General features: G+C 71.7%; 11 protein-coding genes and 1 pseudogene. 10 read left to right on the top strand and 2 right to left on the bottom strand.

The window, feature by feature from the left end; genetic code table 11:
• A partial coding sequence (locus tag E6J59_04330) for a hypothetical protein (protein TMB22221.1) occupies positions 1-211 on the bottom strand: 211 nt, incomplete at its 3' end.
• Between the two features lie 359 nt (positions 212-570).
• Here E6J59_04330 and E6J59_04335 point away from each other — a divergent pair.
• Together E6J59_04335 and E6J59_04340 are read left to right on the top strand one after the other, a co-directional pair.
• A pseudogene (locus tag E6J59_04335) lies at positions 571-669 on the top strand (redoxin domain-containing protein).
• A 12-nt stretch (positions 670-681) separates the two neighbouring features.
• The gene (locus tag E6J59_04340) at positions 682-1,347 is read left to right on the top strand and encodes a TlpA family protein disulfide reductase (GenBank protein TMB22222.1); all 666 of its coding nucleotides are present in this window, start codon (positions 682-684) and stop codon (positions 1,345-1,347) included.
• Between the two features lie 29 nt (positions 1,348-1,376).
• Here E6J59_04340 and E6J59_04345 read toward each other — a convergent pair whose 3' ends face one another.
• Positions 1,377-1,565 carry a hypothetical protein gene (locus E6J59_04345; protein ID TMB22223.1) on the bottom strand — a complete coding sequence of 63 codons (189 nt, stop codon included), beginning with the start codon at positions 1,563-1,565 and terminating at the stop codon, positions 1,377-1,379.
• A 514-nt stretch (positions 1,566-2,079) separates the two neighbouring features.
• On the opposite strand from E6J59_04345, the gene pyrR reads away from it, so the two are divergent.
• The 8 genes from pyrR to E6J59_04385 all read left to right on the top strand — a co-directional run.
• Complete coding sequence (pyrR, locus tag E6J59_04350) at positions 2,080-2,595, top strand: bifunctional pyr operon transcriptional regulator/uracil phosphoribosyltransferase PyrR (GenBank protein ID TMB22230.1); 516 nt, start codon at positions 2,080-2,082, stop codon at positions 2,593-2,595.
• Between the two features lie 11 nt (positions 2,596-2,606).
• Positions 2,607-3,602 carry an aspartate carbamoyltransferase catalytic subunit gene (locus E6J59_04355; GenBank protein TMB22224.1) on the top strand — a complete coding sequence of 332 codons (996 nt, stop codon included), beginning with the start codon at positions 2,607-2,609 and terminating at the stop codon, positions 3,600-3,602.
• The gene (locus tag E6J59_04360) at positions 3,599-4,915 is read left to right on the top strand and encodes a dihydroorotase (GenBank protein ID TMB22225.1); all 1,317 of its coding nucleotides are present in this window, start codon (positions 3,599-3,601) and stop codon (positions 4,913-4,915) included. Before E6J59_04355 ends, E6J59_04360 begins: the two co-directional genes overlap by 4 nt.
• Positions 4,912-6,060, top strand: a complete 1,149-nt coding sequence (gene carA, locus E6J59_04365; protein ID TMB22226.1) for a glutamine-hydrolyzing carbamoyl-phosphate synthase small subunit — start codon at positions 4,912-4,914, stop codon at positions 6,058-6,060. The genes E6J59_04360 and carA overlap by 4 nt, the downstream gene beginning before the upstream one ends.
• A 258-nt stretch (positions 6,061-6,318) precedes the next feature.
• Positions 6,319-6,528, top strand: coding sequence for a type II toxin-antitoxin system HicB family antitoxin (locus E6J59_04370; protein ID TMB22231.1), 210 nt, complete (start codon positions 6,319-6,321; stop codon positions 6,526-6,528).
• Between the two features lie 181 nt (positions 6,529-6,709).
• Complete coding sequence (locus E6J59_04375; GenBank protein TMB22227.1) at positions 6,710-6,925, top strand: DUF433 domain-containing protein; 216 nt, start codon at positions 6,710-6,712, stop codon at positions 6,923-6,925.
• 172 nt (positions 6,926-7,097) lie between these two features.
• Entirely contained in the window at positions 7,098-10,292 is a 3,195-nt protein-coding gene (carB, locus tag E6J59_04380) for a carbamoyl-phosphate synthase large subunit (GenBank protein ID TMB22228.1), read from the top strand.
• The coding region (locus tag E6J59_04385; GenBank protein TMB22229.1) for a hypothetical protein at positions 10,289-10,944 on the top strand (656 nt) is incomplete at its 3' end. The genes carB and E6J59_04385, both read left to right, overlap by 4 nt.

Genomic DNA, 10,944 nt, shown 5'->3' on the forward strand with positions numbered 1-10,944 from the left:
GCGGGATGGTGCGCTCGACGGTCGCGACGAAGTCGGGGTTCGGCACTGGTCGGCGCGTCGCGGGATCGAAGAACACCACCGGAACGCTGCGCGCGCCGGCCGGGTGGCCGGCCTCGAACTCCGCTTCGGTGCGCACGTCGAGGTAGACGGCGCCGGGGGTTGCCGTGAGCGTTGCGTACGCCTCCGGGGGCGTGGTCTCGGAGATCTCCATTGGGGGAGGCCTAGCAGAGCTGAGGCGGCCCGCGCTATAGGCGTCGCATGCCCACCACGGTCATCTTTGAGGATGCGGTCGCCCCCGTCGCGGCCGAGGCGCGGGGCGAGGACCTCTGGCTTGCGCCGCCCGCCCTCGGGCGCCTGGGCTGGACGCTGAAACCCGAGGGCCTCTGCCGCGGCCCGCTCTGCGTGCCCGTCCCGCCCGCGCGCAGGGCCGAGTTCGTGCGCACCGACGCCGCGGTCAACCTCGCCGCGCTCGCCCGCCACCGCGGCCAGCCGATCGCCCACGACGCGGAGGGGAGCGTCTGGGTGTTCGGGCCTCCCGGCGAGTTGCGGGACGCGACCCGGCGCTCGCTCGTCGCGCCCGACTTCACGCTCCCCGACCTCGACGGCCGCCTCCACAGCCTCTCCCAGTTCCGGGGCGGCAAGGTGCTCCTCAACTCCTGGGCCTCCTGGTGAGGGTGCCGCATGGACCTGCCGGTCTGGCAGGCGCTCTACGAGGAGCTCGCGCCCCGGAGCTTCACCGTCATCACCGTCGCCATGGACGCGGGCGGCGCGCATGACGTCCGCCAGTGGATCGAGGCGGCAAAGCCGACGCACCCGAGCCTCATCGACACGCGCCACGTCGTCGCCGAGCTCTACGACTGGGTGAACGTCCCCTCGAACGCCTGGATCGACGAGGAGGGCCGCATCGTGCGCCCGAACGACCCGGGCTTCGCGGGCGAGTACTTCCGCGGCATGATGGACCCCGGTTTCGACTTCAAGGCGATGATGAAGGAGTACGCGCGCATGCGCGACCGCTACCTGGACGCCGTGCGCGACTGGGTGGCGAACGGCCCCGGGAGCCGCTGGGCGCTCACGCCCGAGCAGGTCCGCGCGCGCATGGCGGGGCCGAACGCGGAGCACGCGCGCGCCGCGGCCCACTTCCGGCTGGGCACGTTCCTCCACGAGCAGGGCAGGGCGGAGGCCGCGCAAGCAGCGTTCGCGGAGGCGAAGAAGCTCCGCCCCGAGAGCTGGAACTTCAAGCGCCAGACCTGGCACCTGGAGGAGCCCGGGAAGTCGGGTGGCCCGGAGTTCTGGGCCGAGGTGAAGGCGCTCGGCGATCGGCCCTACTACCCGCGCTGGGAGCTGTAGGAGCGGGCCGGGCGCGGTGGCCCGCTCGCCTACTCGAAGGGAGTCGCGACCTCGCCGGAGCGGTGCCCGCCGGGGCAGATGGTCTCGTGCACGCGCAGCACCCGTGCCACCTCGGCGCGGTGCTTGCGCGAGGCGGCGAACTTGACGCCGCAGACCGCGCAGGCACCAATCACGCTCGGCGCCCGGCGGGGCACTCGCCTGGCGAGCAGACGCGGCATCAGACTCCGCCGCCTCGCGCGCCCGAGGCGCGCGCGAAGACCGCCTACTGCGCGCAACACCGCGGGCGCAAACGACGACATGATCGTTCCCATGCCCAGACCGAAAGCAAGGGCGATGCCACGGCGGCGGCGTCCGGCGGAAGCGTGCGAGTCGCCCACGAGGCGCGGGACGGGCGTCCAGGCGAGTGGTCGGCTGTCCAGGATCCACGACGCAGCGTGCTTCCGGATCCACACGTTCGGAGACCGCATTACGAAGACGACGAAGTAGAGGCGCAACGCTTCGCTCAGCGGCAAAGTCTCCCCCGAGCTTGACAGCCCGGTCGCTGGCGCGTAGGAACGCTTGAGCATCCCCGGATAGAGACCGCAGGCCTTTTAACTTGACCCAGCGAGGTCAGGAAAGGTTCCGCATGACGTTCGCCCATCTTCGGCGCTCGCCTCACGCCTCCCGTTCCGGCTGTGGAGGCGTTTTCATATCGGGAGCCCGCCGGTGACCCTCAACGGTGCCCGCCCGGTGATGGACGCGCTCGCCATCCAGCGCGCGCTCGTCCGCATCGCGCATGAGATCCTCGAGCGCAACAAGGGCACCGAGGAGCTGGCGCTGATCGGCATCCGCTCGCGCGGCGTGCACCTAGCCGAGCGCATCCGCAAGACGATCGGCGAGATCGAGGGCGGCGCGCCGCCGCCCTTCGGCGTGGTCGACATCACGCTCTACCGCGACGATCTGGATCGCGGCGTCCAGAACCCGATCGTGCAGGGGACCGACATCCCGTTCCCCGTCGATGGCCGCCGCATCCTGCTCGTCGACGACGTGCTCTTCACCGGCCGGACGGTGCGTGCCGCGATGGACGCGCTGGTCGACTTCGGCCGGCCCCAGTCCATCCAGCTCGCGGTGCTGGTCGACCGGGGCCATCGCGAGCTTCCCATCCGTGCGGACTACGTGGGCAAGAACCTCCCCACCTCCCGCCGCGAGCAGGTGCAGGTCCGGCTCGCCGAGGCGGACGGCGTGGACGAGGTCGTGATCGAGAGCTGAGGAGGGCGGTCATGGGGTTCACGCAGCGTCACCTGCTCGGGCTGGAGGGAGTCGCGGCGGACGAGATCACGACCATCCTCGACACCGCCGGCTCCTTCAAGGAGATCTCGGAGCGCGACATCAAGAAGGTGCCGACGCTGCGCGGGAAGACGGTCATCAACCTCTTCTACGAGACGAGCACGCGCACGCGGACCTCGTTCGAGATCGCGGCCAAGCGGCTCTCGGCCGACACCATCAACATCAGCGCCGCGAGCTCGAGCATGTCGAAGGGCGAGACGCTCGCCGACACGGCGCGCAACCTCGAGGCCATGCGGCCCGACGCGATCGTCGTCCGCCACCCCTCCTCGGGGGCCTGCCATCTCCTCGCGCGCCACGTCTCGTGCCCCATCCTGAACGCCGGCGACGGCTGCCACGAGCACCCGACGCAGGCGCTGCTCGACCTGCTGACGATCCGGGAGCGTCATGGCCGACTCGCCGGGCTCACGGTCGCGATCGTGGGCGACGTGCTCCACAGCCGCGTGGCGCGCTCGAACCTGCACGCGCTCCGCACGCTCGGCGCGACCGTCCGCCTGGTCGGCCCGCCGACGCTCGTGCCGCGCCAGCTCGCCGCCTTCGGCGCCGAGCTGCACCACAGCCTGGCGGACGGCGTGCGCGACGCCGACGTGATCATGATGCTCCGCATCCAGCGCGAGCGGCAGGGCGCGAACTTCTTCCCGACCGTCGACGAGTACTCGCACTACTTCTGCCTGACCGAAGACGCGGTCCGGCTCGCCCGGCCGCACGTCATCATCCTCCATCCCGGGCCGGTCAACCGCGGCCTCGAGATCGCGAGCGCGGTCGCCGACGGGCCGTACTCGGTCATCATGGACCAGGTGACGAACGGGGTCGCGGTGCGGATGGCGCTCCTCTACCTGCTGGTCGCCCGGAGCAAGGCCGAGGACGCGAGCGCGAGCGAGGCCGAGCCCACGCTCGAGCCGATGCGGCGGCGGACCGGGGGGCGTGTGTGAGCCGGCTGCTCGTCGCCGGCGGCACGGTGGTCGACCCGGTCGCGGGCCGCGCAGCCGCGGGCGACGTGCTGGTGGACGGTGAGAAGATCGCCGCGACCGGCGCGCCGGGGACGCTCGCCGCCGGCGACGCCCCGGTGCTCGACGCGCGCGGGCTCCTCGTGCTGCCCGGCCTGGTCGACATGCACGTGCATCTCCGCGAGCCGGGCTACGAGTACAAGGAGACCATCCAGACCGGCGTGGCGGCGGCGCTCGCGGGCGGCTTCGCCTCGCTCGCCTGCATGGCGAACACGGAGCCCGTGAACGACAGCGCCGCGGTCACGCAGTACATCCTGGACCGCGCGCGGATTGCGCAGGGCGCTCGCGTCTACCCCATCGGCGCGCTCTCGCAGGGCTTGAAGGGCGAGCGCCTGGCCGAGATCGGCGAGATGCACCGCGCCGGCATCGTCGCCGTCTCCGACGACGGCCGCCCGGTCGTGGACGCCGAGCTCATGCGCCGCGCGCTCGAGTACAGCTCGATGTTCGGCCTCCCGGTGATCGCGCACGAGGAGGAGCCGCACCTCGCGGCCGGCGGCGCCATGAACGAGGGCGTGACCGCGCTGCGCCTGGGTCTCCGCGGCATCCCGGCCGCCGCCGAGGAGGTGATGATCGCGCGCGACCTGGCGCTCGCGCGCCTCACGGGCGGGCGCCTGCACGTCGCACACGTGAGCACCAGGGGCGCGGTCGCGCTCCTCCGCGAGGCGAAGGCCCAGGGCCTGCCGGTCACGGCCGAGGTGACCCCGCACCATCTCTTCCTCACCGAGGAGGCGGTCGAGGGCTACGGCACGAACGCCAAGATGGCGCCGCCGCTGCGCACGCGCGCGGACGTGGCGGCCCTCCGCGCCGCGCTCGCCGACGGCACCATCGACGCGATCGCCACCGACCATGCGCCGCATCACCACGACGAGAAGGAGGTCGAGTTCGACCTCGCCGCGAACGGCGTCGTCGGTCTCGAGACGGCGGTGCCGCTGGCGCTCCGCCTGGTCGCGGAAGGTGTCCTCGACCTGCCCACGCTGGTGGCGCGCATGACGGTCGGCCCCGCACGCATCCTGGGCCTCCCGGCCGGCACGCTCGCCCCGGGCGCGGCGGCCGACCTGACGCTCGTCGATCCCGAGCGCCGCTGGCGGGTCGAGGCGCGCGCGTTCCGCTCGAAGGGCCGCAACACACCCTTCGAGGGCTGGGACATGACGGGCCGCGCGGTCGCCGTCCTGGTCGGCGGCCGGCTCGTGCACGGCGAGCGGCCCGCGACGGCGCCGGCGCTGCGGAGCGCGTCGTGAAGGAGCGGCCGGCGCTGCTGGCGCTCGCCGACGGCACGATCTTCCGCGGGCGCGCCTTCGGCGCGACGGGCGAGGCGGTGGGCGAGCTCGTCTTCAACACCAGCATGACGGGCTACCAGGAGATCCTGACCGACCCGTCCTACGAGGGGCAGCTGGTCGCCATGACGTACCCGGAGATCGGCAACGTCGGCGTGAACCGCGAGGACGTCGAGTCGCGCCGCCCCTACGTGCGCGGCTTCGTGGTGCGCGAGTACCGCGAGGCGCCGTCGTCGTGGCGGGCGGAGGAATCGCTCGGCGCCTACCTCGCACGGCACGGGATTCCCGCGATCGAGGGTATCGACACGCGCGCGCTGGTGCGCCACCTCCGCGATCACGGCTCGCAGGAGGCCGTGCTGTCGAGCGTCGATCTGAACCCGGAGCGGCTCGTGCGCCGCGCGAAGGACTCGCCCGGCCTCGTCGGCCGCGACCTGGTGCGCGAGGTGACGTGCAAGGAGCCCTACGAGTGGACGCAGGGCCCGTGGCGGCTGGGTCTGGGCTACACGACCGCGGAGCAGGCGGCGGAGCAGCGGCGCGGGAAGGTGTTCGACGTCGTGGCCTACGACTTCGGCATCAAGTGGAACATCCTGCGGAACCTGGTCGGGACGGGCTGCCGCGTGCAGGTCGTGCCCGCGTACACGAGCGCCGCTGAGGTGCTGGCGATGCGCCCCGACGGCGTCTTCCTCTCCAACGGCCCCGGCGACCCCGACGCGGTCGCGGGCGCGCCCGAGCGCGTGGCGCAGCTCGTCGGCAACGTGCCCGTCTTCGGCATCTGCTTGGGGCACCAGATCATGGGCCTCGCGCTGGGCGGGAAGACGTTCAAGCTCAAGTTCGGCCACCACGGTGGGAACCAGCCGGTGAAGGACCTGACGACGGGGAAGGTGGAGATCACGGCGCAGAACCATGGGTTTGCGGTGGACGTGGAGTCGCTGCGCGGGCGGGCGGAGATCACGCACATCAACTTGAACGACCACACCTGCGAGGGCCTCGCGGTGAAGGGGCAGCCGACCTTCTCGGTGCAGTACCATCCGGAGGCGTCGCCCGGGCCGCACGATGCGCGGTATCTGTTTCGGCGGTTCGTGGAGATGATGGAGCGGGACACGGGATAGCGAGGTGTTAGACGGAGCCCAACGGCATCAACATGTTCTCGGAAGAGTTGATCGAGATCGCGTCACGCACCTGTGCGCCGACTGACCTCACTCTGTGTGAAATCGGGAGCGATCCGGGGCACGTAGTGTACAGAGAGGACGCGCGAGCTTCATGCGATCGTTGGTGAGCGGCGGGCTCAACGCCCGGTCGTTGAGCCGCAGGGTGGCGCGGGGTCGGTGCGAGGTCTATGGTTCGTGTCCAACGCGGAGGAGCGGACGATGAGGACCTTCAAGTTCGTCGTTGAGCGTGACCCAGAGACCGGAGTGCTCGTCGGGTACGTACCGGGATGGCCCGGCGCCCACACGCAGGGCGCCGACATCGATGAACTTCAGCAGAACCTGCGCGAAGTCATCGAGATGCTTCTCGAGGACGGCGAGCCGAACCTCGAGTCCGAGTTCATCGATGTGCGGACCATCCAGGTCGCCTGACGGTGGGAGGCGTCCCCGTCCTCAAGCCTCGGGAAGCTGTCGCCCTGCTGGAAGCGCACGGTTTCTCGGAGGTCCGGCAACGTGGTCGCACAAGCAGTTCCGGGGTAGCGCCGCCGATCAAGTCGGAGCTCCAGCGGACGGCGGCCAGTGGTCAATGTGAAGGAGACGGCCAGGCGCGACCATGACCGCTACAGATCGCATCGAGATGGACCCGAAGGTGATGATGGGGAAACCGGTGGTCCGGGGGACTCGGATCGCCGTCGAGCTGCTCTTGCGGAAGCTGGCAGAGGGCGCGACCGAGGCAGATCTCCTGGATGCCTATCCGCGGCTCACGCGCGAGGACATCAAGGCTGCGATCGATTACGCCGCCGACGCGGGGGCGCGCGGGATTAGGTGACCTTGAGGGTGCGAACCGTGCTGCCGGGCGAGGGGCATTACACCGAAGCGGTGGACGCGGCCCGCCAGGCGGTTGCCAGAGCGCCCGGCGGATACGAAACCCTGCTCGTTCAAGGTCTCGCGCACGAGCTGGCGGCGGTCATCAGGCGATCCGACTCGGAGACCGATCACTGATGCCCCGCCGCACCGACATCCGCTCGATCCTCCTCATCGGCTCCGGCCCGATCGTCATCGGCCAGGCGTGCGAGTTCGACTACTCCGGCACCCAGGCCTGCAAGGCCCTCCGCGAGGAAGGCTATCGCGTCATCCTCGTCAACTCGAACCCGGCGACCATCATGACGGATCCGGAGTTCGCCGACCGCACCTATATCGAGCCGATGACGGTCGAGGTGCTCGACCGCATCATCGCCGCGGAGAAGCCCGACGCGCTCCTCCCAACCATCGGCGGGCAGACGGGACTCAACCTCGCGCTCGACCTCGCCGCGGCCGGCGTGCTCGCACGCCACAAAGTCGAGCTCATCGGCGCCAAGGTCGACGCCATCCGCCGCGCCGAGGACCGCGACCTGTTCAAGGAGACGATGGCCTCGATCGGCCTCGACCTCCCCCGCAGCGGCTACGCGCGGAGCATCGCCGAGGCGGAGGCGATCCGCCGCGACCTCGGCCTCCCGCTCATCATTCGCCCCTCGCGCACGCTCGGCGGCACCGGCGGAAGCTTCGCGACCACCGACGAGGAGTTCCGCGCCAACGTGGCGTGGGGCCTCGAGGCCTCGCCCGTCCACGAGATCCTGGTCGAGGAGTCGATCGCGGGCTGGAAGGAGTTCGAGCTCGAGGTGATGCGCGACGGGCGGGACAACGTCGTCATCGTGTGCTCGATCGAGAACTTCGACCCGATGGGCGTGCACACCGGCGACTCGATCACCGTGGCGCCCGCGCAGACGCTCACCGACAAGGAGTACCAGATCATGCGCGACGCGGCGGTCGCCTGCATCCGGGCGATCGGCGTCGACACGGGCGGGTCGAACATCCAGTTCGCGGTGCATCCCACGACGGGGCGGCTGGTCGTCATCGAGATGAACCCCCGCGTCTCGCGCAGCTCGGCGCTCGCCTCCAAGGCGACCGGCTTCCCGATCGCGAAGATCGCCGCCAAGCTCGCCGTCGGCTACACGCTCGACGAGATCCCGAACGACATCACGCGCGAGACGCCGGCCTGCTTCGAGCCCACCATTGACTACGTGGTCACCAAGATCCCCCGCTTCACGTTCGAGAAGTTCCCGCAGGCGACCGACGTCCTCGGGCCGCAGATGAAGTCCGTGGGCGAGGCGATGGCCATCGGCCGCACCTTCAAGGAGTCGCTGCAGAAGGCGATGCGCTCGCTCGAGATCGGGAGCCACGGCTTCGAGCCGCGCGAGGGCGAGGTGCGCGAGCGCCTGCGCGTGCCCAACGCCGAGCGCCTGTGGTACCTCGGCGAGGCCTTCCGGCGCGGCATGACGGTGGAGGACGTGGCGGCGCTGACGGCCATCGACCCGTGGTTCCTCCGCCACATCGACGAGATCATCGCCGAGGAGCGCGCCCTCGCGGCGGCGAAGGCGCTCGCGCCCGAGCGGCTCCGCGCGCTCAAGCAGCAGGGCTTCGCCGACGTGCGCCTGGCCGCGCTCGTCGGCACGACCGAGGACGCGGTGCGCGCCCGGCGCGAGGCCGCCGGCATCGAGCCCGTCTACAAGACCGTCGACACCTGCGGCGCCGAGTTCGAGGCGCACACCCCCTACCTCTACTCGACCTACGAGGAGGGCGACGACGAGGCGAAGGCGGAGCACCGGAAGAAGAAGATCGTCATCCTGGGGGGCGGGCCGAACCGGATCGGGCAGGGGATCGAGTTCGACTACTGCTGCGTCCACGCGGCCCTGGCGCTGCGCGAGGACGGCTTCGAGACCATCATGGTCAACTGCAACCCCGAGACCGTGAGCACCGACTACGACACCTCGGACAAGCTCTACTTCGAGCCGCTCACGCTCGAGGACGCCCTGGCGCTCATCCGCCGCGAGCGACCCGACGGCGTAGTCGTGCAGTTCGGCGGCCAGACGCCGCTCCGTCTCGCCGTGCCGCTCGAGCGCGCCGGCGTGCCGATCATCGGTACCACGCCCGACTCGATCGACCGCGCCGAGGACCGCGAGCGCTTCGAGGAGGTCCTGGGGAAGCTCGATCTCCGGCGCCCCCCGAACGGCGTGGCGCGCTCGGCCGAGGAGGCGGTGCGGGTGGCCGCCGCGATTGGCTACCCGCTCCTCGTGCGCCCGTCCTACGTGCTCGGCGGCCGCGCCATGGAGATCGTCTACGACCGCGAGAGCCTCGCGCGCTACATGCAGGTCGCGGTACGCGTCTCGCCGGCGCACCCGGTGCTCATCGACCAGTTCCTCGAGGACGCGGTCGAGGTGGACGTGGACGCCGTCAGCGACGGCACCGAGGTCGTGATCGGCGGCATCATGGAGCACATCGAGCGCGCGGGCGTGCACTCGGGCGACAGCGCCTGCTCGCTCCCGCCGTACACGCTCGATGCCGAGGTGCAGGCGGAGATCCGCCGCCAGACGGTGGCGCTCGCGCGCGAGCTCGCCGTGGTCGGGCTCATGAACGTGCAGTTCGCCGTCAAGGCGCGCGTCGTCTACGTGCTGGAGGTGAACCCGCGCGCCAGCCGCACCGTGCCGTTCGTCAGCAAGGCGATCGGCGTGCCGCTCGCCAAGGTGGCCGCGCGCTGCATGGTAGGCCGCTCGCTCGCCGCGCAGGGCTTCACCCGGGAGATCGTGCCGGCGCACGTGAACGTCAAGGAGGCGGTCTTCCCGTTCATCAAGTTCCCGGGCGTCGATACCGTGCTCGGACCGGAGATGAAGTCGACGGGCGAGGTGATGGGGATCGACGGCAGCTTCGGCGCGGCCTTCGCGAAGGCGCAGATCGCGGCGTCGACGATCCTCCCCGCCGGCGGGCGCGCCTTCATCTCCGTTCCGCAGGCCGACTACGCGGCGGTCGTCCCCGTCGCGTGCCGGCTGGCGCGCGCGCGCTTCACGCTGCTCGCCACGCGCGGCACCGCAGGGCACCTGCGCGCCGCCGGGCTCACGGTCGAGGTCGTGAACAAGGTCTCCGACGGCGGCCCGCACATCGTCGACGCGCTCCGCCGCGGCGAGGTGGCGCTCGTCGTCAACACGCCGGCGGGGGCGGACTCGCAGCGCGACGCGTTCCACATCCGCCGCACCGCGCTCGAGTGCCGGGTGCCGTACTTCACGACGCTCGCCGCCGCGGCGGCCGCCGCCGAGGGCATCGACCTCATGCGCCGCGGGCCGTTCACGGTGCGCCCGCTGCAGGAGCACCACCGGCGCGCATGACGCCGGCCGCGGCGCCGCTCGCCGAGCTGCTCCGGGCGCTCGCGCCGCCGCTCGAGTACTTGGCGGCGGACGACTTCCGGCGCCTCGACCAGACCCGCCTTCCCCTTCCGGCGCTCGCCGAGCGCCTGGCGCGCGCGCGGGCGAGCGGGCCGCCCGGCGCCGCGGCGCCGCTCGCCGAGCTGGAGCGCATCCTCGCCGCGCTCCGCGAGGGCTCGGCGCGCGACCAGGAGCGGCTGCTGCGCCGCGCGCACGCGCTCCTGCCGACGCTGCGCGAAGCGGCGGCGGCGCCACCGCCGTGGAGCGAGTACCGGCCGTCGCCGGCCCCGGTCGGTCCGGCGCTCGCCGCGCTCGCCCAGCCCGCGCAGGCGGTGCGGGGCATCGGCCCCCAGCGCGCTGCCGAGCTGGCGCGCTTCGGCCTCGCGACCGTCGAGGACCTCCTCTACCACCTCCCGTTCCGCTACGAGGACCGGCGCGCGCTCCGGCCGCTCGGCCAGCTCCACGTCGGCGAGGAGGCGACGGCGGTGGGCGAGGTCGCTTGCGTCCGCGAGGCGCGCGCGGGCCGCCGCGGCCGGCGCGTCCTCGAGGTCGTGCTGCGCGACGGCGACGGGCTCCTCCTCCTCGTCTGGTTCCACCAGATCCCGTACTTCAGCCG

Source organism: Deltaproteobacteria bacterium (genome assembly GCA_005879795.1).
GTDB lineage: Bacteria > Desulfobacterota > Binatia > DP-6 > DP-6 > DP-6.